This is a genomic window from Leptodesmis sp., assembly GCF_052746595.1.
Genome location: NZ_JBRAGO010000029.1, coordinates 16,857 through 43,234 on the forward strand (window position 1 = coordinate 16,857; position 26,378 = coordinate 43,234).

A 26,378-nucleotide genomic window follows, 5' to 3' on the forward strand; every position below is an offset into this window, starting at 1 on the left:
TAACGAGAGTTTTTTATGCTTCAGTCGACTCTTTCTTCTCCCAGCGAGCACTCCGATCCGCGTCAATTTTTGGAGGAACTCTATCAGGGACGCACTCTGCAGGGGTTCCGTGCTGGACAGTCCATTCCCATGAATCCCAATGATCTGTGGATCGTTTGCCGGGGAGTGGTGCAACTCAATACCCTCTACCCAAATGGCGATGAAGCCCTGCTAGGTTTGGTCTGTCCCTCAATGCCCTTTGGCCTGCCAATTTCCCTGATTTATCCTTACCAGGCGATCGCTTTGTCCGATGTTGATTTAATGAGTCTAACCCTGGCAGAGTTGCAACAACATCCTGGCTTGATGCAGGAAGTCTTTCAGCACTTGGCCCGGCGATTACGGCAAGCAGAGGCGATGTTAGCTATGGCTGGTTGTCGTCGAGTTGAGGATCGATTACGGCAATTTCTGTTATTACTCCAAATGGAAGTGGGCCAACCTTCTCCTCAAGGAACGCGCTTAACTGTGCGACTAACTCATCAGCATCTTGCTAGTGCCATTGGCACCACACGGGTTACCGTTACCCGACTCCTTGGCAAGTTGAGGGAAGAAGGTTGGCTGAAGTTGGATGGCGATCGTCACATCATCCTCCAATCAGCCCCTGCCCTGGTGTAAAGACGTTCCAGCGGAACGCCTTTACCGCACACGTACCATGACCAACTTGTCTACCCGGCCAAATCCACCAAACCTGCCAGCATATCGGTTGGCATCCAGAGTAGATAATCTTTGCAAATCACCGCTTCCTGCTGTTGCAGCTTGAGTGCTTGTTTGTAGCTGTAGATGGATTCAGTTGGATGTCCTAAAGATGCCAGAATTGCGCCACGGAAAATCCAGGCCTCCCGGTTGTCGGGTGAGAGGCTGACGGCGCGATCGAAACTGGCCAGGGCGGCTGGGTAGCGTCCCAGATGGGCCAGTACTGCTCCTTGAAAGATCCAACTTTGCAAGTGATTGGGCTGAATTCTTAAGGCAGCCTTGAAGCTAGCCAAAGCGGCTTCGTGATAACCCTGTTTCGCTAAGAGTTTGCCTCGAATGAACCAAATGTGGTGAATAGTTTGGGCTGTGGCCGAAGAATTGCTGATGTTGTGGGAAGCAGAACCGCTGTTTGAACTCAATTCCATCGTAGTGGAGGATGCTAAATCCATAGTGATGCTCCGCAAAAGACTGGGTTCACAAAATCAATTCGCTAGACTAAACGAAGATGCCCCACAATAGGCAAGATTGCATCCTTGATTTCTGAAATCCAGGCAAAGGGCGTAAATAGGCCTAACTGGCATAAGCCGGATGGCTGAAATCAACCTTGTGTGCTCTGAAATTTTCTATTCCTACGATTAATCTGTAACGCCTTCTAACTCGTCTTCAGTAAGGTTGTAGAGTTGGCGGAGTTGTTCGAGTTTTTCGGGATCAGCATTCCAGAAGCCGCGACCGTGAGCTTCCAGCATTCGACCGATAATGTTGCGGAAGGCTTCCGGGTTGGCTTTCCGTAGTTTTTCTGCCATCTCTGGATCGAGGGCATAAGTGTTGGCGGCTTGATCATAAACCCAGGAGTCCTGAAAGTCTGCCGTGCCTCCCCATCCCAGCAGAGCGGTCATGCGTTGTGAGACTTCGTAAGCTCCACCAGAACCTTGAGCCACCATCGCGTCTGCCCATTTAGGATTCAGGAGCTTCGTGCGATATTCCATCCGCAGCAGGTCTTCCAATTTGCGGGGAGTGGTGTCTTTGGAAAAGCTTTCGATGAAGTTCGCCGCGACCTTTTGGCCCTGCTGTTGCTCGGCGGCTTTTTTCAGACCTCCGGTGTTGGCGTAGTATTCCTGAATGTCCGTCAGTCCGTATTCCACGGAATCAATTTCTTGAACGACACGGCTGGTCGTTTTCAGAAGGGTTTGCAGGACTTCGGGGCGAGCTTGCCCTTTGTCCTGCCGTCCATAACTGAAAGCGTTCCGTCCCTGCCAGGTTTGTGCCAGTTCCTCTCCCGATTCCCAGTTAGAAGCGACTACCTGATCATTGACCAGTGAGCCATAATCTCCAGCAGGATTGGAGAAGAGACGGGCAGAGGCATTGTCTACTCCCTGTGCTTTGAGCGCTAAGGCATGTTTACGGATAAAGTTTTGGTCTTCTGGTTCATCCGCTTCTGCGGCCCGACGGAACAGATCGTCTAGCAATTCAATGATATTGACAAAGCTGTCCCGGAAAATGCCCGACAGGTTGGCGAGAATGTCGATGCGGGGATGGCCAACTTCAGCCAGGGGTTTTAATTCATAGCGCACAATCCGTCCGGTGCCTTCTTTGACAGGTTCGGCTCCCACCAGTTCCAGCAAAATCCCCAGAGATTCGCCTCTGGTTTTGATCGCATCCAGTCCCCATAGCATGACGGCAACGGTTTCGGGATAGGTGTTGTGGTGTTCCTTCAGGTGTTGCTGAATAATTTTCTGGGCAATCTCCCGGCCTCGTTCATAGGCAGCCGGAGAGGGCATCCGGTAGGGATCTAGAGCGTGAATGTTGCGTCCGGTGGGCAATACTCCGGGGCCGTCTCGCAGTAGGTCGCCACCGGGAGCAGGAGGAATATATTCGCCGTTAAGTCCACGCAATAGGTTGGTGAGTTCGTCAGTGGTTTGGGAGAGGAGAGTACGAATGGCGATCGCATCCTCAATTTTGGATTTTAGATTTTGGATTTTGGATTCGGCAGTGAGATCAGAATTAATAGTTTCAGGTTGTTCAACAATAGTCTGGATTAAGTCTTCTGGTAAGTCTTCTGCAAAATAAGCTGTGAGATAGGTTTTAAGTTGATCGGAATCAGGGGGTTGACCGAGGATGTGTAGACCGGAGGAGAACAGACGATTTTCCAGGACTTGTAGATAGTCGTAGAGTTTGACGAGATAACGGTTAAAGGATTGTTGGGTGAACAGGTTAATGTTTTCAACGGTAAACTCGATGCCCAACTGTCTGGCTTCTTCAAAGGGGCAATCGGCATAGAGGCCGGTGTCAATCACTTTTGTACAGATGGCTTCTTTGAGGACGTAATTTTTGTCGGGATCTTCCCGATATTCGCTGATCAAATCTCGCAGGGCGACCAGCTCTTTGTACAGACCAGCCCGCCCGTAGGGGGGAACGTTATGGGAAATCAGTACGCCGTAGCCGCGCCGTTTAGCCAGCATCGATTCGGAGGGATTATTGGCGGCATAGATGTAGAGATTAGGCAAATTTCCCAGCAGAATATCTGACCAGGAATAGCCAGTGTTACCAAGGGGAGAACCAGGCAACCATTCCACCGTGCCATGCATTCCGAAATGCACCACAGCATGAGCTTGAAACTCTTCCTGCAACCACTTGTAGAACGCAGCGTATTGTGGATGGGGGGTTAAATCTCGCTCAAACATCAGCCGCATAGGGTCGCCTGAAATGCCTAACGGAGGCTGTACCCCAATCCAGACATTGCCCAGTTGTACGCCTCCTAGCAGGAATTGGTCTTCCAGGGTTTTGATCCCTGTATCGGTGAGAGATTTCCAGCAGCGTTCGATCCAGTAAGTACGGAGGTAGCCAAGCCACTGTTCCAGGGTACGAACGGAGACAGTGGTGATGGGGCGATGGGATGAGGAGGTGATGAGATGATGGGATGAGGAATGAGGGTCTTTTTCACTGGTTATCCCATTAGCCCGCCAGCCCATCAGCCCTTGATCGGCTTTGCTGACTTGTTCGATCAAAGTTTCGCCGTCTTCGGGGAGGTCGCCTACGGTGTAGCCTTCGGCTTTGAGGGCGTGCAGCAGGTTGAGCAGGGATTTGGGGACATTCAGCAGGGCAGCGGTTCCGGTAGCGCCATAACCGGGAGGGAAGCCGTAGAGAATGATCGCAATCCGGCGATCGCTCTTCGGAGTCCGGTGCAACTCAATCCAGCGTTTGAGGCGATTAGTGAGTCGCTGCACCCGATCGGGAATCAGGTAAATGCGATCGCCCACCAGACCACCCAGGGGAACCGTATCAATGGCTCCATCCAATTCCGGTAAAGCATACAGCACCACGCTTTGCAGCCCACCGATTCCCTGCCGCGTCCAGGAATGGATGTCTTGAATCAGCAGAGGAGCGGCGACGAAATAGGGTACATTTTTGGCACTGAGAATGCGTTTAGCGACTTCCACCTGCCGTCCGGCTTCCATCGATCCGGCTGGCCCTCCCACCAGGGGAAAGCCGATCGTGGAGACGATCGCATCTACCTGTACCGCTTCCTTGGATAGGGATGGTGTTTCATTAATTCCGGCCTGCCGCTGCTGTTGCTCATACTCCGTGGTCAACCAATCCCGCACCGCTACATGACCTTCTACCCCGTTAATGAAGATTGGCACGGGAATCAGCCCTGCCGCTTCAAAAGCCCGAATCAGTTGGGGGATATAGGGTTGCCGGGTGATGACGTGTTTGCGGTAGAGAAGCAGGGCGATGAGGGGGAGTTCTAAGTTTTGAGTTTGGAGTTTGGAGTTTGGAGTTTTAAGTTTTGAGTTTTGAGTCTCGGACTCTAACTGAGAACTTAAAACTGAAAGCTTAAAACTGTAGTACCATTCCAAATACGCTCTCGGTGACTCAAAATACCCCGCATAATCGGGATGAAGCAGACCCATGTTGGGGGTTTCCAGGGGTGGGGGAATATCCCCGATCGTTAATCCCAAATATTTCTCGGCTAAAGTCCAGAATAGGGCAGCAACGTTATCAGCACCGCCCGCATTCCAGTAGCCATAGATAATCAGCCAGTTACGCAGATCTTGAACTTTGCCGATCGGGATGTATTTCAGGAGTTTGGGGCCAGTTTTGAGGAAGCTGAGATAGCCTGCCAGTTTGTCTTCTTCCCGATTATTGGAGAATTTGCTGAGAATGAACTGAACGGGTTTGGGCATACCTTTGGGTTGATCCCCGATCGCAAATTTACCCAGTTGGGTCAGGCTCATCAGTTCCAGAGCGGACTCAAAGACGAGGCGGATGGGAATGGATTGAACGCGATCGCGCAGCCACAGCACTTGATCATAGTCAAAAATCAGGCTGGCAAAGAAAACATCGGCTCCCTGAAGAGCAGTTTCAACCTTGACAGGATCAGCAGCCAAGTCGCGATCGCTAAACACCTGAATCTCCAGATCCGGGCAGCGCAATTGAGCCACTTCCGCTGCTTTGCGATACAACTCTGCATTAAAGGACTCAAATCCAGCAATTAAAACGATTCGCTTCATGGCCCTAGGTCTTGCGCAGAAATAAGTTGAACTATTGCGATTCTTGAGAAGACACTATTTACACTATTCAATAGTTCCACTCTCCACGAAAAGGGACATGCTCAATCAGCATAGAATCAAGCTGCTCCTACCCCCCTTGAATAAGATAGGATATTTTTCCCTTCATTGAAAGCAACCGTTTACCTGTCAGCCCTGTCGAGGTCTTTGTGCTGGCAATTAAACCAACTTAGGAACCTGCTTGTGCCAATCGGTGGCTTGCTCGTAAGCGTAAGCGACTTGAAACACATGGTCTTCCCTTAGAACATTGCCGATAATTTGCAAACCAACGGGCATTCCATCTTTGTCAAAACCGCAGGGTAGGCTCATTCCGGGAAGTCCGGCCAAGTTGACGGGAATGGTCATCAGGTCGATCAGATACATACTGAGGGGATCGGCGGTTTTATCGCCTGCTTTAAATGCGGTTGTGGGAGCAGTGGGAGACACCAGCACATCCACCTGGCTAAAGGCTGACTCGAAGTCCTGCTTAATCAGCGTTCGCACCTTTTGGGCCTTGAGATAATAGGCATCGTAATATCCAGCAGATAGGGCGTAGGTGCCAATCATAATCCGGCGCTTCACCTCTGGGCCAAAACCTTCTGCGCGAGTGCGGGTATACATCTCCATCAGGTTTTCAGCATCTTCTACCCGCTTGCCGTACTTCACCCCATCATAACGAGCGAGATTCGCTGAAGCTTCGGAAGGGGCAATGATGTAGTAAGCCGCAATGCCGTAGCGGAAACGGGGACAGGAGATTTCGACGATTTCCGCACCCAGGTCTTTTAGTTGGTTGATCGCCCCTCTGACCGCCTTTTCCACATCGGGACTCAAGCCTTCACCAAAGGTTTCCTGAATTACGCCGACCTTCTTGCCCTTTAAGTCAGGCTTCAGGAATTGGGTGTAGTCAGGAATATCGACTTTCAGGCTGGTGGAGTCTTTAGGATCGTAGCCAGCGATCGCGCCTAACAAAATCGCGGCATCTTCCACCGATCGAGCCAATGGCCCAACTTGATCCAGAGACGAGGCAAAGGCCACCAGACCATAGCGGGATACCAGACCATAGGTAGGTTTCAGGCCGACAATGCCACAGAAGGAAGCTGGTTGGCGAATGGAACCACCTGTATCCGATCCCAGCGCCACCACACACTCTCCGGCTGACACTGCCGCTGCCGAACCTCCCGACGATCCGCCAGGAACACGAGACAGATCCCAGGGATTGGCCGTTAGTTGAAACGCTGAAGTTTCCGTGGAGCCACCCATCGCGAACTCATCCAGATTGGTCTTGCCCACCATCACCGTTCCGGCGGCCATCAGTTTTTGGGTGACGGTCGCTTCATAGGGCGGCACAAAATTCTCCAGAATTCGGGAGGCACAGGTAGTGGGAATTCCTTGCGTACAGATGTTGTCCTTAATCCCAATCGGAATTCCCGCCAGCAGGCCAATCTCTTCTCCGGCGGCAATTCTAGCATCTACCTGTGCAGCCTGCTTCAGAGCGTAATCTGCCGTCACCTGCAAAAAGCTGTGCAGTTTAGGTTCTAATGCCTGAATGCGATCGAGGGCTTCCTGAGCAATTTCCACCGCCGATCGCTGTTTGCCAACGAGTTGTTGATGCAACTCCCGAATGGATACCATGCAGAACCTCTTCTTCTCTTACCACTGCAACCCTAACAGTATACGGCCTGTAAGGTTAACTGCTCACTTACCCGGATTGACGGCAATGGTTGCTACCCTCGATCTGCATCCCACTCTGGAACTAACCGACAAGCAGTTTGAAATTAAAGCTGAAGGATTCTGGCAGGAGTTTCGGCGGCGAGTGAAGGCAATTAATCCAGAAGCCTACCTTGTCGGGGAGGTGTGGGGTGATTTGCGGCAATGGTTAGATGGCACTCAATTTGATGGTGTGATGAATTATCTGTTTGTGGCACCAACGATCGCCTTCACGGCAGGCGATCGGGTTGACTTGGCTCAGGTACAAGGCCGTTCCTATGAACCGTATCCAGCCTTATCTGCGAAAGAGTACGGTGAAAAAATTCAGGCGTTGCTGCAACTTTATCCCTGGGAGATTCAGCTTACCCAACTGAACCTGCTGGTCAGCCATGATATGGCGCGATTACTGACGATTGCAGGGGGCGATCGAGCCAGCGTGGAACTGGCAACCCTGTTGTTACTTACATTTCCGGGTGCTCCCGGTATCTACTATGGCGATGAGGTGGGTTTACCGGGTGGCCTTGATCCCGATTCTCGACACGGCTTTCCGCTCAGTGCCAATGGGGATGGGTAAATTTTTGCTTATCATTGGCGGCTGATTGAACTGCGCCATGCCCATCTAGCTTTACGCATTGGAGATTATCGAGTGCTGTTTGCCGAGGGAAATGTGTATGTTTTTGCCCGCACCCTGGGAACTGAGGAACTGATTGTAGCAATCAATGTGGGAACTGAAGCAAGTCGTGCTACTCTCACTCCTGCAGCAACAGGGTTGAAGACTCAGCCCCAGCGTCAGCTTTTTGAAGCCAGTGAGTATGAATGGACTGAGGAGGGACAATTAATCCTGCACCTACCCGCCGTGGATGTGTATTGGGTGGCTAGAAGTGTTTGTGGTTCGGCTTCATGTTCAAGCCGATCGCGGCTGCCACTTTTGTCTCTCCTGGTTCCTGATTGAATTGTAAATTTATGTTAAGAACATGAAGAAAACTTGTAGGATCAACTAAGTCCTGCCAGGGAAATTGTGTTAAATCATCTGGGCTACCTGGGGAACGATCATGCTTGAAGGTTCGATACTCCACCAGTTAAAGATGGCGCATCAACCAGGACAGGTTGGCAAGCGCCCCCTCAATTTTGGGGTTTACTACAAAAACACGCTGGTTGCCCTCTGCCATGCTTTAGAAGATTGCATTCTGACGTGCAGCAGTCAACCCTTAGTGGTCACCGCTTTTCAACGGGGAAAGTGGTATTTGCAGGAAGCCGATCGCTACGCGGATCTGGCTGAGAAGTCGCAGCGGGTGGTGATCATGGCTGCTCCCGATGCAGGCTTTGCAGAACATCCTACTAGCCAGCGATCGAACGTAGATTTAGTCAGCCTCACCCCGGATGATCCGGTGGCCCAGGAATGGCATTTGATGATTTTGGCTCCCACGTATTCAGCTATGGTGCTGTGTCAAGAGCTTTCTGATGCGGATTATGGTCAATCTGGCTCGCCCACAACCGATCTGGAACGCAAGTTTTACGGCTTTTGGACGTTTGAAACCAATCTAGTCCAAGAAGCGATCGACTTGGCGATTGCCCATCTACGCCCTTACAACCCAGCATTAGCCGAGCAATTATTCAGCCAAGTAGAAGCCATCACCGCAGGTCAAGCCGTTGAGCGAGATGACCTCGGCCTGATCGTGGCGCGAGTAGTCGATTATTTGCATGAAACCCACACCGTTCACCATGCATCGAGTACAGCAGCCTCTTGGCTGAAGCCTAAGCACCATCTGGAGACAAATTTGGTGTCCAATGAAGTGCAGGCATTTTTGCGAATGGCACAATTAACCGATCAGGCGGATGCCCGAAATCCCAATGCAGCCGCAGAAGTGGCGGCTCTCGCAGAGGCAATGGGGCAGCTTCTGGATCTTCCCATCTGGCAAATTAGTCGCCTCAAGTTAGCAGGATTGCTGCATCGATTAGCGCCCTTACAACAAACAGAATCAGTCCTAGCCCCGGGTACAGGTCGTTACTCTAGCGATGCTCTCGCTCAAGCGCCCAGTTGTCCTCTGGTACCCGGAGCGCAGGTGGTACGAACCATGCCTCAGTTACGAGCGATCGCCACCATCATTACCCATCAGACCGAGCATTGGGATGGTTCCGGTCAGCCAGGTGGTTTAGCAGGCGATGAAATTCCTCTGGAGTCAAGAATTTTGGGGCTGGTGGAAACGTTTCAACATCGCTTAGCCCATTTGCGATCGGCGGCTGATGCTCTCAGTTCTGAAGAATGCATGGCTAAAGCACTGGCAGACTGTCAGCAGGAACAAAACCACCGCTGGGATCCTAAACTAGTAGAAACCCTCTCATTGTTAGTCTGCGGCCTGCAACAGGGGCTAAACTTATCTGTCAGTTCTCCCAAAATTTCTGCTGGCCTATGGCTGATTGATTCCCACTGTGCAGATGATTTGTTTGCACAAAGGGTGGATAGTAAATAGTGAATAGTGGATAGTTAAGAATAAAAGGTTAAGGATTAATGGGTACAGACCTGCATCTCACACTTGCCACTTTTAATTCTTAAACCTTTCCAAGTTCAAAACCGGAGTTTCTCTGATCGGAAAGCGACCGTTCTCTAGCTGGACTTAGTTTAACTCTCAACTCTTAACTTTCAATTCTCAACTTCCAGTCTTAACCTTCAACATTCTCTCCCATGACGACCAATACTTCTCAGACAGATAAGCTCCATTTCGCTCCTGGTATAGATCTGGAAGAAGCCGATCTGTCAGGAAAAGATTTGCAGGGCGTGAATTTGATCGGTGCCCGACTCATGGGAGCAAATTTGAATGGAGCCAAGTTGACAGGAGCCTCATTGGAAGGAGCGAGCCTGATTGGCAGTCAGTTAGTTGGGGCAGATGTGCGATCGACGCTCATGGGAGCCAATTTGATGCAGGCAGACTTAACCGAGGCCGATCTGCGGGGAGCCAATTTGCGGGGAGCCAATTTGATGCAGGCCAAGTTGAACAAAGCCAGCATGGCCGGAGCCTTTTTAAGTGGCGCAAATTTAATAGGTGTAAATCTGCAAGGAGTGGATCTGCGGGGAGCTGATTTGCGAGGAATTAACCTGACCAGTGCCAACCTGCAAGGGGCGAACTTGATGCAGGCGGATTTGCAGGGAGCTTTATTAAGTGAAGCTAATTTAGAAGAGGCAAACTTGCAGGGAGCCAATCTGGCTGGTGCGAATCTGGTAGGAGCAAACTTACTGTGTACAGATTTAGAAGACGCTCATTTAGAAGGGGTAAATCTGGCTGGTACGTGTTTGGTTGGAACAGTGCTAGATAAGTGCTAGACGAAGTAGAAATAGGCTAGGGCTATGCATCAGTCTTGGTCTGCAAATCATGCATGAGCAATGCATCATTATTTCTGTTTCTTTGCCAGCAAGGGATAGCTAGCATTTTGTCGCGGCAAGATGACGGTAAAGGTTGCTCCCGCTCCTACCGCACTTTCTACTGTGATCGTTCCTCCTTGGAGAGTAACACACTGTTTGGCGATCGCCAGCCCCAACCCACTGCCAGGAATCTTTCCGACATTACTGGCTCTTTGGAACGGTTCAAATAAGGTTGTCTGTGCTTCTGCAGGAATGCCAATGCCCTGATCTTTCACCTGAAGATTAATCGTTTCAGCTGTGAAGGTGATTGTTAGCCAAATATTTCCACCTTTAGGAGAATACTTAACAGCATTGGATAGCAAGTTATTCAGCAAATGCCATAGTAACTTATCATCTAAATAGACTAAACAATAGGATTCATTTGAAGAGAAAACAAAAGAATAAAGATCTCCAGAAGACAGTTGGAAGGTTTCAAGAACTTCACGACAGAAACTAACAAACTCAATCGGAATAGGGAGACACTGTAATTTATTTACACGAGTTCGTTCTAGCGTGAGGACATCTTCTAACAAATTATTCAGGCTCTTAGTTGCATTTTGAATGCGTTCAATGTAGCGTTCTCTTTTATCTTCAGGTAGATTTACATTGTGATTCATTAACATTTCAATTGCAAACTTAATAGTAGTAACCGGATTTCGCAATTCGTGAGCCAAGATCGAGATATGTTCCGACTGCTTCTGAGCTTTTTGTTTGATATTCTGTAACTCTACTTCTGTAGTAGATAGGGCTTGTCGCATCTCCTTCTCTGCTTGATGGCGAGATAGAGCAATGTCGATCGTAGTGGCCAAAATCTTTTCATCAAAAGGTTTTAAAATGTAACCGAACGGCTGGCTAGCTTTCACCCGCTCCAGAGTGGTACAATCGGCGTTTGCAGTCAGATACACGATCGGAATTTGAAACTGGGATTGAATTAAATCGGAAGTCTGTACTCCATCTAATACGCCAGCCAACCGAATATCCATCAGTACTAAATCTGGAACAGCTTCAGCGATCTTCGCTAAAGCTTCTTCACCTGAGGCAACTGAAGCTGATACTTCGTACCCTAATCCCTGCAAGGTTTCTTGAAGATCATCTGCAACTAATTTCTCGTCTTCAACAATCAAAATCCTAGCAGAATCCATGTTTAGCTCCTCTAAGCTCTTCTAAGAATTTCTCTAGGATGCTACATGGTACTAGAATGGCATTTGAAAAGTACTCGGTAGTTAAAGCCGCCACTACCCCAACATGGCCTGCCAATGCAGACTTAGTAAACAATAAAAACAAAAACAGTGGGGTCAAGGGTTTTCAGTAACCTGCGTTAGTAAGTTTTCCTCGTATAGCTGCGACTTCAGTCTTCAAGGTGATAGTGTAAAAAAAGCATTACTATTTCATCTTAGAATGCTTCCCCCATAAAAGCAATACTGTCAAATAAAAACAAGATCGTCAGTCTATCGGATAAAAGCTTTATTGAAAAATTAACAGCGATCGCTAGTTTGAGGAAATGAGATCCGAAATTCAGTCCCGGAGTCACGATTAAGAACAAGTTTGCCTTTCATTTGATTTACCAGATTACGCACAATTCGTAAGCCGAGGGATGAGGCGGTTTGCCAGTCTACCGCCTCCGGAATGCCAATGCCATTATCGGCTACTACCAGGGTGATTTGCTCTTCTACATCCGGATGATCTGGTTGCTCTCGCTGGAGACTAAGCGAGATATGACCGGGACGAGCGTTGGGAAAGGCATATTTGAGTGAATTAGAAACCAGTTCGTTGATAATCAACCCACAGGGAATGGCCTTATCCAGGGTGAGAGTTAAACCATTCGTGGCGATCGCTAAGGTGATGTGTTTACTCACTCCATAAGACCGAAATAGATTATTAACCAACGTGTGTAAATACTCGCTAAAGTCGATTTGAGATAGGTCATTGGCCTGATATAAATGCTCATGGATTAGTGCCATAGACTGTACCCGGTTTTGTGCTTCCTGAAATTGGATAGCGATCGTCTCCTCACTTACAGCCTGCCGAGATTGCATGCGCAACAGGCTGGAAATGATTTGTAAATTATTTTTTACTCGATGATGAATTTCTTTGAGCAATACATCTTTTTGGGTTAACTCTCCTGCTAGTTGCTGGTACAGACTAGCTTTCTGGCTGGCGGTGCCAATATGACTTGCCAGTTGGCGCAGAAAATCCACTTCAAATTGCTGCCAATAGTGAGCATTTTGGCAGTGATGAACGATTAATAAGCCCCACAGGCGATCGCTCTTGAAAATGGGAGTCACTAAACTAGCCCTTACCTGCAGTTGAGCTAAAAACTCTTGATGACAGAGGGACAGATCAGAGTGCTGCACATCGGGAATAATCGTGATATAGCCTTGCTGGTACCGCTCGGCTACCACCTGCGCAAAGCACTGGTCAGTTATGCTTTTTCCCAATAAAGAAAACTGACAGCCAGAAGTTGCTTCTAGCTCAATGGAGCCACTCCAATCAGGATGGAAGTGGTAAACGAAGACGCGATCGGCGTTCAAGAAGCATCGCACCTGCTCTAAAGAAGCTTGCAAAACCTCTTCCAGGTGAAAAGATTGGTTAATCAGTTGGGCAATTTCTGCCATCAAGTGATCAGCTGTCGCTTGCTGCTTGACTAATAACTCTGCTTGTTTGCGTTCTGCCAGTTCGGTTTGCAGTTGGTTGTAAAGGTCGGCTTGCTGAATGGCGATCGCCAGCGGATTCGTAATTTGTTCCAGCAATTCTACTTCCCAGGATTGCCACTGGCGAGGGCCAGAATTTTGATAGGCCCCCAATAGGCCCCATAGGGTGTCTCCAACAAAAATAGGGACAACGAGATATGCCCTGATCTGAAACTGTTCCAGGATCTGGATGTAGCAGAGATGGTGACCAGCCGCGTAAATATCTGGGACAGCTAAACTCTCATGATTGCGGTAACGCCCCCCTTGTGTTTCCTGCAAATAGGTATCCTGCCAAACCGTGTAGGTATCTTCACCAACAAGTTTGACCCAGCCATCGCCCACCGACTCGGAGATAAAACTGCCACCCCAATCTTCATGAAATCGGTAAACGACGACTCGATCGCACTGCAGAATCTGGCGAATTTCAGTAACGGTAATGGTCAAAATGTCTGGCAAATTAATAGCCCGATGAATCTGTTGCGTGACGGTTCTCAGCAGTTTTTCTCGCTTGTATTGCTGTCGCAGAGCCTGCTTCACCCGGACACGATCGCTGACATCAATAATCACTCCATCCCAAATCACATCTCCATTAGGCTGTCGTTCGGGGTTAGACATTCCCTGTAGCCACCGGATCGCGCCATCGAGTCTGATAAACCGACCTTCCCATTTCCAGGGGTGAAGATTCTCTCTTGAAGAGAGAATAGACTGTTCGAACGTCGCCTGGTCATCGGGATGGATGCGGCTGACCATAAAGTCCAGATTTTGCTGAATTTTCTCTGGTTCCAGGCCAAAAATCTGAGAGGCAAAAGAACTCATGTAAGTAACCGATTTCACTCCATCAGCGGTCATTTTGAATTGATAAATTGCCCCCGGAATATTGGCTACCAATCGCTGAAAGCGAGCTTTACTACGACGCAAAGCCTGCTCGATTTGTTTTCGCTCTGTGATATCCTCGATCATATAAATGCTGTAAAGTGGTTGGCAGTCCGAATCGCAGATCAAAGCAGAGGTGACAGAAGCCCAGAGCATCTCGCCATTTTTCTTAATAAACCGCTTTTCCATCTGGAAACTGGAACGTTCGTGCCGTTTCATTTGCTCTGCCAGTTCTACAATCTGATCCACATCCTCTGGATAAATGATATCCAGAGCCGTCAAGCTCTTTAAATCTTCCTTGCTATACCCAAATAATTTTCGAAATGCCTGATTCACTTGCTCTAGATGAAAGTCTGTGACACGGGCTAGACTGATGGCGATCGGAGCATTATCAAAAAACGTGCGGAATTGTTCTTCGCTCTGGCGGAGTGTGGCTTCTGCCTGCTTGCGTTGCGTGACATCCATAGAGATGCCCATCAGTTTAAAAGGCTGTCCCTGCTGATCGAACAAATAGGAACCCCGGCTATAGCGCCATCCGATCGTGCCATCCGGAAATACTACGCGATGTTCATGCTCGTAAAGCGATCGCGATGCCAGTGCTTGATCTTGAGCTTGAATCAGGGATTCTCGATCTGCTGGATGCACCCGTTCTAAGAACAACGAATAGGTGGGGTAGGGACTTAATACCGTACCATCCAGATCCAGGACTCGCCCCTGTTCATCGGTGCAAAAACCTAGCAGGGCATAGTTCTCCGATGACCAAACCTGAGTGTCGTCCAACATATTCCATTCCCATAACCCCATGCCAGCGGTTGAAAGGGCCAGCTGCAGTTGGGTGGTGCGCTGGTGTACCCGTTGTTCCAGTTCCTGGTTCAATTGTTGTAGAGCTACCTCTGCTCGCTGCCGTTCTGCCAATTCATGCTGAGCCTGTTGATACAGGTTGGCTTGCTGAATGGCGATTGCTAATTGATCCGCTACGGCACGGGCCAGCTCAATTTCTGCAGACTGCCATTTTTGGCCCACTGCCCGGTTCAAACTCAAACATCCCCAGACTTGTCTCTCTCCCCAGAGAGGAATATGCAGCCAGTTGCCACCATAGGTATAAATAGTCTTGAGAGGAAGGTTCGCTTGATCGTCATACTGTTGATAGTCTTCAATTTCGACAGTTTGGCCCTGCTTTAGCTGAGCCGCAATTGAATTGCCTACATCGGAAATTTCCAGCCCCAGCCCAGATGGCATTTCAGGATAGCGGCGGTAGTCGGCCACATTTAGCCAAATTTCCCTTTCCGGCAAATAGCGGACGATATCTGCCTGATAAATCTGCAGTACTTCCCCAACTTCACACACCGCTGTTGTAAAAATGGTGTTCAGATCAAGAGAGTTACGAATCATGTGCACAACCCGGTTGAGAGCTGACTCTTGCTCAACTCTCTGTTTTAGGGCTAATTCAGCCTGCTTACGATGGGTGACATCACGGTCTACCAACAGCACAGTGCCATTAGGAAGGGGAGAAATGGTGGTATCAAACCAAATTTCCTGTTCCTGAATCGATAGGGAATATTCAATTTTCACAAGCTGGCTCTGAGTTAGTGCCTGTTGAATGCCATTCCATATCAGGTCTGCCTGATTCTGCGGAAAAACTTCATGGAGAGTGCGCCCTATCATGAAGTCAGCACGCTGATACAACAGTGGATGATTTTTGGAAGTCAGAATTTTAAGACAGCGTCCTTCAGCATCTCGTATCAGCACCAGATCACCCATTGCGGTAAAGAGAGCTTGCATTTCGTTATTGGCAATGTGTAAAGCGGCTTTAACCCGTTGACATTCAGCTTCACTGTGCTGCAACGATCGCTGAAACTGCTGTCGTTCCTCAGCTAAACGACTTTCTGCCAGTTGTTGAGCAGCCTTCGCTTGCTGGAGTTCCTGCTGACATTGGCGGAGTTGCTGCTCTAACTCTCGATTTTTGGCCTGAAGGTTATCGTTCATCGTTATTGGTCAGTCAGCTACATTTGTTAATATATATTAAATTTTCTCTCTTTGCTGCTTCATGTCTGCTTACCAAACCTTTGAACAGTCCATTGCCATCAAAGCTAGTGCGATCGTGGTTGAAAAATGCCTGACTGACTTGGATCTGATGCATCGCTGGCTTAATCCTGCCTTACGCTGTGAGCCGATTGGAGAGTGGTCAACTCAGATTGGTAGCCAGAGCCGCTTCGTAATCCAATTTCCCTTCTGGCAGCCCACGTTAACCAGTGTGGTGATCGAGCGAGAACCGGGTTTGATTGTCTGGGGGTTTAAGGGCTTTTTTACAGGCCGCGATCGCTGGGAGTGCAACCCTGAGCTAGATAGCACTCGTTTGGTCAATCGCTTTGAGTTCACAATTCCCAACCCTGTGGTACAGTTTGGCTTCAACACCTTCGCTGCCCACTGGACACAGCAAGATATGCAAGCCCAACTCCGCCGCCTGAAGCAGGTCGCAGAGGAAATTTACTTGAGTGGAAAGTGAAAAGTTAAGAGTTGAGGTAAAAAATTAGGAAACTGATCGACTGACAAATCTTTTGCGTTGGCGCCCGAACCACCCTCACCCTAGCCCTCTCCCAACTTGGGAGAGGGAACTGGAATCGAATCTCCCCTCTCCCGCTCTGGGAGAGGGATTGGGGGTGAGGGCGAGAGAGTTTTGTCAGCCGACCAGGTTAGGAAGTTTTAGAGAATGTTTTAAAGGCCTGTCTCTTTGTCACCCTGACGATTGAAGTCGCAGCTATCCGGAGAAAACCTGCCGACACAGGTTACTGAAAACCTTGATGGTATTGAGCCTGTGTCCGCTGACTTTGTCAGTATGGGTACGCTAAGCTCTGTCCATCCTCCTGATGATGATTGATTTCGGCAAAGTAAAGATTGTGGCTTAAATTCTCTGCCTACCTGACATTCAGTGTTAAAAGAAGTCACAGAATTTGGAAGATGAAATGCGCCCTCTGGTTTCACTTGTTATTACGACTTACAACCGGGAATTGTTTTTGGGAGATGCGATCGCCAGTATGCTGAAACAGACGTGGTCAAATTTTGAGTTGCTGATCTGGGATGATGGCTCCACAGATGGTTCGGTTGAACTGGCACACGACTACGCTCGTCAGGATTCCAGAGTACGGGTCGTGAGCGCAGAGCATCGGGGACGGGTAGCGGCCTTGAGTGCGGCGATCGCTCAGACCCAGGGAATCTATCTAGGCTGGCTGGATAGTGATGATTTTCTGCACCCAGAAGTATTGGCGCAAACGGTAGGAGAGAAATCCACCCCACAATTCTGTAGCACTTCTTTAGAGTGGAGATAGGATTTTACGAGATCCGTGATCTGGCCTATTCCAGGAGGCTACAAAAGTAATGAGTTCTTGGCGCGATCGCTTCAATCAATTCAGTGGCAGAGCCCGATTTGTGGTCTGCCGTCTATTTATCCATCTGGCCGGTAAGGAAGTGGCTCCTTTGTTGGGCATTCTTAACCGTGCAGCCCGACAGGCAATGGAGCAAGAAGGAGACTTGCAAGCCGTTGGTGAGGGGCTGGTCGAAATCTGCCAGGGCTTGTTGCAGTACGACATCTACTGGCAATCTGCGGCCAATGAAGGGGATGTGTTTTGGGATGAGGGGGAAGCAGGCGATTTTGTAGAAGAATTGTTCACCGATTCAGCCCAACGGTATCGCAGTGGTACTGAACTCATGGGCAGCGGCACTGAGGATTCCTTGTCGATTCCGCTCACCCAAAATCTGGTGGTCATGATCACGGTAGCCTTTGAAGGCGAAGCCCCCCAACTGGAAACCGATCTGGCCAACATCAATGCTCTGAAAGCCGGACTGAAAGCGCTGATCAATTTGCACTATCAAGGTCGGTTACGGGCAGTTCAAGTTCACTTCTCACCCGCTCAGCTAGGGGATGAACTCACCTCTGACCAACTGATGCTCAACTTTCCAGAACTCATTCCTCTGTAATCCTTGCGACACTCTTGCTATTCTGAATACCGTCACCTGCACAAACCATGAATATGCTTCGCCGACTACTTATTTCTCTGATGGTACTGACTCTAGCCGTATCCACGATCGCTTGCGAAGGATCTCCTTCAGCCAGCGGCCCGTACTCTAACCAGTCTAGAGCCGAATCTACCAGTGCTCAGATGCCACAAAACCACTTATCGAATGGTCAATATCCCGTTCAGCAAGTGACATATAACGATGCGGACGGAGAATATACGGTGATGGTCTTGAATACCAAACCGGGTGATTCTTCTACCTATCGCACGACTAACTTGCCAATGGCCCGGCTAACGGACGAGGAGATTGCTCAGGGACAAAAGAGTTATCTAAAAATTGAGAACAATCAACCCTCCCTGCACCTGACCGAGGACTTCAAAATTGAATACGTCCACAACGTTACCGAAAACGTCACCAACCCCCAAACAGGTCAAACAGAAACCGTGGTAGTACGGCAAAATTCCGGTTTCTGGGCACCCTTTGCTGGAGCATTGGCAGGTCAAGCACTGGGGAATTTACTATTTACGCCTCATTACTATTTCCCGCCCGTCTATCAACCCGGTGGCATCATGACTGGTTATGGCGGTTACGGCAGAACCTATGATGTGGCTGTGAACAACTACCGTCAGCGCTACAATGCCCCCCCTGCCGAAGTACGAAATCGGCAAACATTCCGCACTACAGGCAATTTGAGGACTTCAAACTCGAATCGGATTGGTAGTCAATTGGGCGATCGATCTACCGGATCTGGCTACGGCACGAATACCCTGCGTCGCTCGAATCGATCTACAGGAACCTACCGGAGTACCCCCCGCAGTGGTTTTGGCAGCTCTTCCCGCACCCGTAGTGTTGGCGGTAGACGCAGGTAAGTTTATCTAATAAGTTCAGTCTGCTCGGGGGCTAATTCCTTATGATTTTACTCCCCTCCTGATTCAACTTATCAGGGCAGGAAGCGATCGAGCGCTGCCTTCAACTCCTCAATCTCCGCCTCAATATTGCCTTCCTGAGCCGCACGGGCAATACACTGGGTCAAATGTTCGTCCAGAATAATTCGAGACACGCGATCAATGGCACCTCGAACAGCGGCCAGTTGCACTAATACATCTGGGCAAGCTCGATTCTCCTGAACCATTGTCTTAATGCCGCGAATGTGGCCCTCAATCCGAGATAACCGATTCACAATCCGCCGCATCGACTCCTCGGTATGGACGTGGGGATGGGCATGGGGGCCGTGATCACGGAGAACAGAAAAATCGTCCTCAAAGGAGTCTGCATCCGCCGAAGTTCGTAGTTCAGAAGTGGCCATCTAATGTTGAACCTATTGTGTTTGTATTAGATTTTAGCCCCTTCAGTTGAGACCCTACTCTATTCGGTAAACCCTACCTGATCTCAATCCGATGCCCCTGGATAAGAACAGAAACAGGCTGTCACAATAAGAAAAAAGTTTTGCGATCCAGACTGTAGGTATTTGCTATGCATTTTGTGACTCTCTCCCAGGCGCTGCGCCAACTTGCGTACCCGACGATCGCCTGCCTGTTGACCCTCTTTTTGGCGTTTAAGGGATTACCCAGTCTGCCTGTCTGGGCTGGCACGGTGGCTAATGCTCCTCCGCCTGCTATTGTCAGTGCGGCGCTGTCCACACTGGAGGCTCCCAGCAAAGGTGGCAGTTTTGTGGCTGCGGCAGTCAATGCTGTTGGCCCTGCTGTAGTCCGGATTGATACAGAACGGACGGTGACTCGCCGTACCAGTCCGGATCCAATCCTGGAAGACCCATTTTTTCGGCAGTTCTTTGGTGATGATGTGTTTTCCCAAATACCACGGGAGCAGCGCTTGCGGGGCCAGGGTTCCGGCTTTATCGTAGACCGGGGAGGAGTCATCCTGACCAATGCTCATGTGGTGGACAAAGCTGATCGCGTGACCGTCACGCTCAAAGATGGTCGGGTGTTTGACGGAAAAGTGCAGGGAGTCGATTCCGTCACCGATCTGGCAGTCGTCAAAATCGATGGCAAAGACTTGCCAGTTGCACCTCTGGGAGATTCCGACAAGGTGCAGGTAGGAGACTGGGCGATCGCGGTTGGAAATCCCCTCGGTCTGGACAATACGGTGACTCTGGGCATTGTCAGCACCCTCAAGCGATCGAGTGCTCAGGTTGGGATTCCCGATAAGCGCCTCGACTTTATTCAGACTGATGCCGCTATTAATCCAGGAAATTCCGGTGGCCCGTTGCTAAACGAGCGCGGTGAAGTGATTGGGATTAACACCGCCATTCGTGCCGATGCGATGGGCATTGGGTTTGCAATTCCGATTAATAAAGCGAAGGCGATCGAAACCCGATTGGCCCGCGGCGAACGGATTGCCCATCCCTACTTGGGTGTACAAATGACAACGCTGACACCAGAACTGGCCCGCCAAAACAACACCGATCCCAATTCGCCCTTTATGGTGCCGGAAGTGAATGGTGTTGTCGTGGTACGAGTTTTGCCCAGCACTCCTGCTGAAAAGGCTGGACTGCGGCGAGGCGATGTAATCACTGAAATTGATGGACAGGCCGTTACAAGTGCGGAACAACTGCAACGGTTTGTGGAGAACAGCCAGATTGGTCAGGCTCTGAAAGTTCAGGTACAACGAGGCAATCAGTCCCGGCAGCTATCGATTAAACCGGCTGAATTGGAAAATGCAGCTTAAAGCTAAGCAGAGAGATGCGATTAAAGAATTCCTGGAGCACTGAATGAAAAAGGGGCTTGATCTTTATCAAGTCCCTACCCTTTTGTGCAAGAGTAAGAGAATTACTGAGCTACAGGTTGAACGATCGGTACAGGCCGGGTGGTATTTGCTGGAGTTTGCCTGCCTGCTCCAGTTTCTGCTGGGGTTGTCGTTGAAGTCGTTAGAGTCGTTGGGACAGGCGCGGGCTGGATGATCGGTGTATCAACCACGGGTGTCACAGCCGGAGTTGTAGCCACAGGAGTTGCAGCCGGAGTAGTCACCGTAGGAGTTACAGGCGGACCGGTTACTACAGTAGGTGTAGTGGGAGGTACTACCACAGGTGCAGTAGTTACTGGTGGAGTCGCTGGAGTCGCCGGAGTCACTGGAGTCGCCGGAGTGGCCCCTACTCCTCCAGTGACTGGTGGAGTCGCCGGAGTGGCTGGAATTGCTGGAATCGTTGGAGTAGTCGGAGTAGTTGGGGTCACTGGGTTTGTTGGAGTGACTGGAACTTTAACAGGCGGGGTTGGCCGTTCAGGGACAATGGCTGACGGAGTATTGGGAGTACTGACCGGTTGAGGCATGACGGAGGGATCAGGCCGAACGCCAAGATTAGATACTGAAGTATTAGATGTTGCAGGATTAGATACTGGGATATCTGGTGGACGAACGATAGTTACAATTGGGGGAGGAGAAACTGAGGCTGCAGTTGACGGGCTACTAGCCACCGAGCCAGCCGTGCTATTCATGCTGGAGGCCTGAGCCGCATCTACTTGTGGTTGGAAAGGGATAGATGCCAGGTCTTTAGCAGTTGTGGGTCTGGCTGCCACAGGAGAAGTTTGACGGTTTTCTGCAATTTTCGTCCAATCGGGGTTGCTTTCAGAGTTGCCAACGAAGGTTCCCTGTTCACTGAGCGCCTGACTGATTTCCGCACTCACTTCTGGATTTTGATCCAGGTTTGCCTCTTTAAATAGAGGGCTGGTCTCCTGGAATTTTCTTAAATCAAAGTTATAAACGCCAATTTGACAGTTAAACACGTATCCCAATTGTCCAGCCTTCAAGGCAACGGTTTGTGAACTGTTGCACGCATCACCATTGGAAATCTCAATCCCACTATTGGTGAGGGCACCAATCAGAGTCACCTTACTGTCGGGAATGTAGCGCACAAACAGGGCAGAACCACGAATCCCTGCCGCCGCATTGGGAGTTCGTACTCGCGTCCGTCCTTGACCGGGAGTAATAAATAGCAACATTGTCCCCTGCCGCAGGTCGAAGTTGCGGGAATTAGGCATGAATTGAAACAGAGCTTGTTCACCCAGGCGAGCCAGAGAGTTATCGTTGAAGCGTAATTCTGCCATTGCTGCCCGGTAGGTTCTCAACGCATCTCCCGGTGTCATCACATCTGCCTTTTGAGCAGGACGGGTTTGCTGCTTGGCGGTCAGATCAACCTGGTGACGCAGATTCTGGATAATAGCTCGGTTCAAAGGAGTCTGAGCGCTGACGATGGAAGGTAGCAGGGTGGCTGCACTACAAAGGGCTAAGGTGAAAGTGAGGAGGGATCGAGTAATCATAAAACCCCTAGTTTTTTACAAAACCTTATCAAAACTTCAAACTTACAGAGCACTTCCTGCTGCAAATTCATCATAGCCAGGTGTTTTTTCTAAGTACATTCCCCTGGATAAGCTTGATGGAATCTTCATACTTTGGGCACACTGCCTTGGTTAAAACAAGTTGCTTGGCTAAATTAAAGGGGGAAATAATCCCGATTTAGGGCGATGCCAAATATTCTGTCTATGATCGTTAAATAGCATAAGCCCTTGCAGCCAAGTTGAAGGTTTCATCAAGGATGAAGGGTAGTACTATGGGCAGGAGTTTGTACTTCAGTAGATTTACGGTTCCTGATTGCCATTTTTATTATTGAGTCGGTTGAGTGATTTGTCTGATTCGAGGTTGCTGTTAAAGTTTTGGCTATGGGTCGTTTTATTCAGTAGCGGCTTATGGATAGCCAAACTAGCTTGGGCCAAACCTCCAGCCCTGTCTGGTGGAACTTTTACCGACTCCTATCGCACGAATTGCTCTGATATTTCTCCATCTCCCGTTTCTCAAAGTGGTGTCGATCAGCCCTTAGCTTCACATCCTTCCTGTGCTCCTTTATCAACTCCTGGAAAGCAGGGGACAGGGAAAACCTCAAGCGACACGGAGATCTGGAACAACCCACTCTTAGAAGAGGTTCAACAAGGTGGACAGAATCGAAACCTAAGTCTGAAGGCTACGATTGCTTCATTGCCCGTCGCTTCACCATCTATTCCCTCTTCCAGTGTCGCGTCTTCTCAGCCGCCATTCTCCAAATCCAAATTCACGGTAACCGCCAGTTCCCGTAAAGCCTCTGATCTGAAGCCGGTAACTGGTTCTCAGTCCATCCCAGAGATCCGTGATGATGCTAAAGAGGATGAACCCATATTGTCTAACACCCCGATTCCGGATGGAGTGCGATCGGCGCTTCAGGCAGACCAGTTTCCTGCCTCACAGCCCAATTTTCTGCTGACACAAAGTGCTGCTGAACCTGCCCCCGCTCCCGTCATACCCTCTGACCCAAACCATCCTCCAACCCTTGCCCCTCCCCCTTGCCAGAATCCCGACCCGGAGCTTGGGTGCTTAGACTTCCAGGCTCCCCCACCAGGTAAGGCACCGATTCTGTACCTGATTCCTCGACTGGACTTTTTTAGAAGTAACAATATTCTTTCAGGCATTGATCCGGTAGAAGATGGATTGATTCGTCCCTTCGCTCTGACTCTACTGGCTTTACCTCCTTTAGGGCCGAATACTTATCTGGCCGCTTCAGTTGATCTGGGCTTCAGCCGCTACTTCAAGTTGAACCAGTATGACTACAACGAATTGAGATTGAGAGTTGGCATTTTTCAGCGCCTATCTCCTACCATGTCGGGTGAAATTGGTTGGGGTAACCAGCAATTGTTTATTGTCAGCAATCGCATCCCTGGATTGCCAGTTGGTACCCGGTTTCTCAATGATCATGGCATTCGTTTAGAACTGAGCCGCCGAGATCAACTCACTAAAAATCTGTTTCTGGTCTCGTTTTATCAATTTCGTTGGGGATTTGCAGTTCCTGAGGATCGATCGCGGGTGATTAACGCGCTGTTCCTATCCCTCAATTACGACTTAACTCGCACGCTGCAATTGGGGCTAGACTATCAGTCTTCTTTGGCAAATTTTACGACTATTCCCCGGACTGATTTGTATAGCCAGTTGTTGGGACGGCTCACCTTCGGAGCCTTCCGAAATACGCAGCTCAGCATTTATGGAGGCTTTAGTCGGGGGAATTCTTCTCAGGCCGGAATTAACTTTGACAGCTTTATTTTAGGAGTCAGTATGACGGTGAATCTGGTTATCTTCTGATGTGGGGCCTGAGACAGGAGCGGTCATTCCTAGTACGAACACCAATCGCTCCAACTTCCGGGATAGAGTTTAGCATTGGGGATACCCGCTAAGTCTAAGGACAGTAGATTCACACAGGCTGTCACGCCAGAGCCACAGTAAACAATGATTTCCTCTGAATCAGCAAGAGCCGCCCAGCGATCGTGCTGCTCAGCGATCGGTCGAGCGTAGCCCTGTTCCGTTGTCACTTCCTGCCAGGGATAGTTCACTGCTCCTGGAATATGGCCTGCGATCGGGTCAATCGGTTCCTTTTCTCCACGATATCGCTCAGGTTCCCGTGAATCCACTAAACTCACCGTTGGTAAATCCTTCCGTGTTTTCACCTGCTCAATATCAACGGCTCGATCAGTCTGCAGTTTGGGAATGAAGCGGCCCGACTTAGCCAGGGATGGGGTAGTGCTAATGGGATAGCCTGCTGCTTTCCAGGCCGCAAAACCACCATCCAGGATGGCGACCTGCTCATGTCCCAAGTAACGGAGCAGCCACCAAAGGCGGGATGCAAAGGCCATCCGAGAATCATCATAGGCAATGACTAGAGTTGGCCCTTCTGGGGATTCTGAATTCACACCCATGGCAGCCAGTTTTTCTGCCAGAAGCGCTGGGTCAGGTAAGGGATGTCGTCCTCCATGCTTGCCAGCTGGGCTGGACAAATCCCGGTTTAAGTCGAGGTAGTAGGCACCGGGAATATGAACCTCCTGGTATTGCCGTCGGCCTAACTCCGGCTGCATTAAGACAAACCGACAGTCTGCGATCGCAATTCCGGGATGCTCCAAATGCTCATACAACCAGGCAGGTGAGACTAGCGACTTGATTTCATGCCAATTTTGTGAACCCGTCACCTAAGATTCTCCGTCTAAACATTCTGGATCCAGCAGACAACTCGGAGTAAGTAGTAATAGCCAATTCTACATTCTACCCAGAGTTAAAGTTTTATGTCTGTCAATGTACGTCATTGGGTGTCTCAACATTTTATACTCTGGGCACTCTGCTTCCCGATCGCAGGAGTAGGCCTAACATTGACAATACTTACGACGGATTGGTCATCGACTTCTCAGGAAAAGCGGCAACTTCGAGTTGTTGAGATCGTTCAACAGCCTAATCTCTCGGATACAGTGTTCGTCAACCAGCAGCCGATCCAAGTAGGAACTTCTCTCACCCGTGGACAACAACTAACCACTCAAGCCGGAGCTAAAGTTGCGCTGCAGAAGACGGATGCTGAAGGTGCCCGGTTAGGCAGTGGGTCATCTTTAACCCTGGAGAAAGATTGCCTCCAGCTGGGTAATGGCAGTGTTGTAATAGCTGGTCTATCGGGCTGCCTGGGAGCCATCATCGTCAATGGCACAAAAGGTATTTATACTCTGGAAAGAATAAATTATTCAGCCGAGATAAAAGTGCTGGCAGGCCAAGTTGAAGTTGCTGTACCAAGGAACCCAATGGCCCAATCAATTCCCCTCCAACAGGATCAAAAAATTACGATTGGATTAACAGGAGATGAGGTTGGCCCAGTTCGCTTGATGTTGCCCTCAGAAACACAACGCATTGCCAATGGCCCCTTATTTCAAGGGTTTCAAATTCCCTTGCCGAAACAGGCTGAAATTGCAGAATTACGAACTCCCCCGATCGCCCCTACACCTGCTCCATCAATCAGCAGTGAACCCCCTCCAATCTCCCCTGCGCCTACCCCATCGGCTAGTGTCCAACCGACCACGATCGCGCCCTCTCCCACTCCATCTGCAAGTGTCAAGCCAACCGCGATCGCCCCTGCTACACCGTCCCCTGCCACTGTAGAAGCCAGTCAACAGCCTGCTCCTCCCCTGCGACCCAAGCACGCTCCTGGCTGCTCTTAACCCCTTCACTTACGATTCTTCAATTAAACCAAGTCCAGCTAGAGAACTAGGGTTTTATAAGAGAAACTACGGTTCTGAACTTGGGCAAAACTTATTTGGCGACTAGAGTTTCACTTCATTTTGTTTGTATTTGTGTTAAGTTACATTTATAAATTTATTTAACTTTGTGCTTTATGATACAAGCTGAGAACGATCCTTCAATTGACAATTAAATAATCAAATAAACTCAGTCCAAATAGAGAACGATCGTTTTCTTATAAGAGAAACTAAAGTTCTAGGCTTGGACAAAGTTTAATCTTAAGCTTTTCAAACTAAATTTTTGCATTAACACAGGAAATAGATTTGCTTCAGGAAAAGTATCTGGCGTTAAAACCGTAACTAAACTCACCCAGTTTGACTACATAGACTCAATAATATTCAG

At 49.4% G+C, this 26,378-nt stretch carries 20 protein-coding genes; 12 read left to right on the forward strand and 8 right to left on the reverse strand.

The features are described 5' to 3' along the window. Positions 1 to 15 precede the first annotated feature (15 nt). A complete protein-coding gene (locus ACUVQO_RS08590; RefSeq protein WP_445925475.1) occupies positions 16 to 651 on the forward strand; it encodes a Crp/Fnr family transcriptional regulator in 636 nt (211 codons plus the stop codon). Between the two features lie 50 nt (positions 652 to 701). Here the strand turns inward: ACUVQO_RS08590 and ACUVQO_RS08595 are convergent, their stop codons facing one another. The 3 genes from ACUVQO_RS08595 to gatA form a co-directional block, all read right to left on the reverse strand. Then, complete coding sequence (locus tag ACUVQO_RS08595) at positions 702 to 1,178, reverse strand: tetratricopeptide repeat protein (RefSeq protein ID WP_445925476.1); 477 nt, start codon at positions 1,176 to 1,178, stop codon at positions 702 to 704. 186 nt (positions 1,179 to 1,364) lie between these two features. Beyond that, positions 1,365 to 5,240, reverse strand: a complete 3,876-nt coding sequence (gene bchH / locus ACUVQO_RS08600) for a magnesium chelatase subunit H (protein WP_445925477.1) — start codon at positions 5,238 to 5,240, stop codon at positions 1,365 to 1,367. Positions 5,241 to 5,456: 216 nt separating this feature from the next. Further along, the gene (gatA, locus tag ACUVQO_RS08605) at positions 5,457 to 6,908 is read right to left on the reverse strand and encodes an Asp-tRNA(Asn)/Glu-tRNA(Gln) amidotransferase subunit GatA (RefSeq protein WP_445925478.1); all 1,452 of its coding nucleotides are present in this window, start codon (positions 6,906 to 6,908) and stop codon (positions 5,457 to 5,459) included. An 85-nt stretch (positions 6,909 to 6,993) separates the two neighbouring features. Here gatA and ACUVQO_RS08610 point away from each other — a divergent pair, with 85 nt between their 5' ends. From ACUVQO_RS08610 to ACUVQO_RS08625, 4 genes are all read left to right on the forward strand, one after another. Further along, positions 6,994 to 7,557, forward strand: a complete 564-nt coding sequence (locus ACUVQO_RS08610) for an alpha-amylase family glycosyl hydrolase (RefSeq protein ID WP_445925479.1) — start codon at positions 6,994 to 6,996, stop codon at positions 7,555 to 7,557. 72 nt (positions 7,558 to 7,629) lie between these two features. Then, positions 7,630 to 7,935, forward strand: coding sequence for an alpha-glucosidase C-terminal domain-containing protein (locus tag ACUVQO_RS08615; RefSeq protein WP_445925480.1), 306 nt, complete (start codon positions 7,630 to 7,632; stop codon positions 7,933 to 7,935). A 100-nt stretch (positions 7,936 to 8,035) separates the two neighbouring features. Beyond that, positions 8,036 to 9,454: a DICT sensory domain-containing protein gene (locus tag ACUVQO_RS08620; RefSeq protein ID WP_445925481.1), complete on the forward strand. Its 1,419-nt coding sequence runs from the start codon at positions 8,036 to 8,038 to the stop codon at positions 9,452 to 9,454. Between the two features lie 212 nt (positions 9,455 to 9,666). Beyond that, the gene (locus tag ACUVQO_RS08625; RefSeq protein WP_445925482.1) at positions 9,667 to 10,302 is read left to right on the forward strand and encodes a pentapeptide repeat-containing protein; all 636 of its coding nucleotides are present in this window, start codon (positions 9,667 to 9,669) and stop codon (positions 10,300 to 10,302) included. A 68-nt stretch (positions 10,303 to 10,370) separates the two neighbouring features. Here ACUVQO_RS08625 and ACUVQO_RS08630 read toward each other — a convergent pair whose 3' ends face one another. Next, positions 10,371 to 11,522, reverse strand: a complete 1,152-nt coding sequence (locus ACUVQO_RS08630; RefSeq protein WP_445925483.1) for a hybrid sensor histidine kinase/response regulator — start codon at positions 11,520 to 11,522, stop codon at positions 10,371 to 10,373. Positions 11,523 to 11,855: 333 nt separating this feature from the next. Further along, the gene (locus ACUVQO_RS08635; RefSeq protein WP_445925484.1) at positions 11,856 to 15,929 is read right to left on the reverse strand and encodes a GAF domain-containing protein; all 4,074 of its coding nucleotides are present in this window, start codon (positions 15,927 to 15,929) and stop codon (positions 11,856 to 11,858) included. 61 nt (positions 15,930 to 15,990) lie between these two features. Between ACUVQO_RS08635 and ACUVQO_RS08640 the strand changes: the two genes are divergently transcribed. The 4 genes from ACUVQO_RS08640 (at position 15,991) to ACUVQO_RS08655 (ending at position 18,826) form a co-directional block, all read left to right on the forward strand. After that, positions 15,991 to 16,449, forward strand: a complete 459-nt coding sequence (locus ACUVQO_RS08640; RefSeq protein WP_445925485.1) for an SRPBCC family protein — start codon at positions 15,991 to 15,993, stop codon at positions 16,447 to 16,449. A gap of 457 nt (positions 16,450 to 16,906) precedes the next feature. Next, positions 16,907 to 17,269 carry a glycosyltransferase family 2 protein gene (locus ACUVQO_RS08645; protein ID WP_445925486.1) on the forward strand — a complete coding sequence of 121 codons (363 nt, stop codon included), beginning with the start codon at positions 16,907 to 16,909 and terminating at the stop codon, positions 17,267 to 17,269. Positions 17,270 to 17,318: 49 nt separating this feature from the next. Then, positions 17,319 to 17,918: a DUF1517 domain-containing protein gene (locus tag ACUVQO_RS08650; protein WP_445925487.1), complete on the forward strand. Its 600-nt coding sequence runs from the start codon at positions 17,319 to 17,321 to the stop codon at positions 17,916 to 17,918. Positions 17,919 to 17,965: 47 nt separating this feature from the next. Next, positions 17,966 to 18,826, forward strand: a complete 861-nt coding sequence (locus tag ACUVQO_RS08655; protein ID WP_445925488.1) for a hypothetical protein — start codon at positions 17,966 to 17,968, stop codon at positions 18,824 to 18,826. Between the two features lie 71 nt (positions 18,827 to 18,897). Here ACUVQO_RS08655 and ACUVQO_RS08660 read toward each other — a convergent pair whose 3' ends face one another. Then, positions 18,898 to 19,263 (reverse strand): metal-sensing transcriptional repressor, encoded by a 366-nt coding sequence (locus tag ACUVQO_RS08660; protein ID WP_445925489.1) that lies wholly within the window; start codon positions 19,261 to 19,263, stop codon positions 18,898 to 18,900. Between the two features lie 167 nt (positions 19,264 to 19,430). Between ACUVQO_RS08660 and ACUVQO_RS08665 the strand changes: the two genes are divergently transcribed. Beyond that, positions 19,431 to 20,642 (forward strand): HhoA/HhoB/HtrA family serine endopeptidase, encoded by a 1,212-nt coding sequence (locus tag ACUVQO_RS08665; RefSeq protein ID WP_445925490.1) that lies wholly within the window; start codon positions 19,431 to 19,433, stop codon positions 20,640 to 20,642. A gap of 101 nt (positions 20,643 to 20,743) precedes the next feature. Here the strand turns inward: ACUVQO_RS08665 and ACUVQO_RS08670 are convergent, their stop codons facing one another. Next, the gene (locus ACUVQO_RS08670) at positions 20,744 to 22,228 is read right to left on the reverse strand and encodes a FecR domain-containing protein (protein WP_445925491.1); all 1,485 of its coding nucleotides are present in this window, start codon (positions 22,226 to 22,228) and stop codon (positions 20,744 to 20,746) included. A 364-nt stretch (positions 22,229 to 22,592) separates the two neighbouring features. Here ACUVQO_RS08670 and ACUVQO_RS08675 point away from each other — a divergent pair, with 364 nt between their 5' ends. Next, positions 22,593 to 24,071, forward strand: coding sequence for a hypothetical protein (locus tag ACUVQO_RS08675; RefSeq protein WP_445925492.1), 1,479 nt, complete (start codon positions 22,593 to 22,595; stop codon positions 24,069 to 24,071). A 29-nt stretch (positions 24,072 to 24,100) separates the two neighbouring features. Here ACUVQO_RS08675 and ACUVQO_RS08680 read toward each other — a convergent pair whose 3' ends face one another. Beyond that, positions 24,101 to 24,949, reverse strand: a complete 849-nt coding sequence (locus ACUVQO_RS08680; protein ID WP_445925493.1) for a sulfurtransferase — start codon at positions 24,947 to 24,949, stop codon at positions 24,101 to 24,103. Between the two features lie 93 nt (positions 24,950 to 25,042). Here ACUVQO_RS08680 and ACUVQO_RS08685 point away from each other — a divergent pair, with 93 nt between their 5' ends. Then, positions 25,043 to 25,957 (forward strand): hypothetical protein, encoded by a 915-nt coding sequence (locus ACUVQO_RS08685; RefSeq protein ID WP_445925494.1) that lies wholly within the window; start codon positions 25,043 to 25,045, stop codon positions 25,955 to 25,957. Positions 25,958 to 26,378: the final 421 nt, after the last annotated feature.

Excerpts from the sequence above, each read along its gene's own strand:
- ACUVQO_RS08590 (WP_445925475.1), top strand. The coding sequence starts at position 16 with ATGCTTCAGTCGACTCTTTCTTCTCCCAGCGAGCACTCCGATCCGCGT.
- ACUVQO_RS08610 (WP_445925479.1), top strand. The coding sequence starts at position 6,994 with ATGGTTGCTACCCTCGATCTGCATCCCACTCTGGAACTAACCGACAAG.
- ACUVQO_RS08655 (WP_445925488.1), top strand. The coding sequence starts at position 17,966 with ATGAATATGCTTCGCCGACTACTTATTTCTCTGATGGTACTGACTCTA.
- ACUVQO_RS08635 (WP_445925484.1), bottom strand. The coding sequence starts at position 15,929 with ATGAACGATAACCTTCAGGCCAAAAATCGAGAGTTAGAGCAGCAACTC.
- ACUVQO_RS08630 (WP_445925483.1), bottom strand. The coding sequence starts at position 11,522 with ATGGATTCTGCTAGGATTTTGATTGTTGAAGACGAGAAATTAGTTGCA.
- ACUVQO_RS08620 (WP_445925481.1), top strand. The coding sequence starts at position 8,036 with ATGCTTGAAGGTTCGATACTCCACCAGTTAAAGATGGCGCATCAACCA.
- ACUVQO_RS08640 (WP_445925485.1), top strand. The coding sequence starts at position 15,991 with ATGTCTGCTTACCAAACCTTTGAACAGTCCATTGCCATCAAAGCTAGT.
- ACUVQO_RS08665 (WP_445925490.1), top strand. The coding sequence starts at position 19,431 with ATGCATTTTGTGACTCTCTCCCAGGCGCTGCGCCAACTTGCGTACCCG.
- gatA (WP_445925478.1), bottom strand. The coding sequence starts at position 6,908 with ATGGTATCCATTCGGGAGTTGCATCAACAACTCGTTGGCAAACAGCGA.
- bchH (WP_445925477.1), bottom strand. The coding sequence starts at position 5,240 with ATGAAGCGAATCGTTTTAATTGCTGGATTTGAGTCCTTTAATGCAGAG.
- ACUVQO_RS08650 (WP_445925487.1), top strand. The coding sequence starts at position 17,319 with ATGAGTTCTTGGCGCGATCGCTTCAATCAATTCAGTGGCAGAGCCCGA.
- ACUVQO_RS08625 (WP_445925482.1), top strand. The coding sequence starts at position 9,667 with ATGACGACCAATACTTCTCAGACAGATAAGCTCCATTTCGCTCCTGGT.
- ACUVQO_RS08645 (WP_445925486.1), top strand. The coding sequence starts at position 16,907 with ATGCGCCCTCTGGTTTCACTTGTTATTACGACTTACAACCGGGAATTG.
- ACUVQO_RS08660 (WP_445925489.1), bottom strand. The coding sequence starts at position 19,263 with ATGGCCACTTCTGAACTACGAACTTCGGCGGATGCAGACTCCTTTGAG.
- ACUVQO_RS08670 (WP_445925491.1), bottom strand. The coding sequence starts at position 22,228 with ATGATTACTCGATCCCTCCTCACTTTCACCTTAGCCCTTTGTAGTGCA.
- ACUVQO_RS08595 (WP_445925476.1), bottom strand. The coding sequence starts at position 1,178 with ATGGATTTAGCATCCTCCACTACGATGGAATTGAGTTCAAACAGCGGT.
- ACUVQO_RS08685 (WP_445925494.1), top strand. The coding sequence starts at position 25,043 with ATGTCTGTCAATGTACGTCATTGGGTGTCTCAACATTTTATACTCTGG.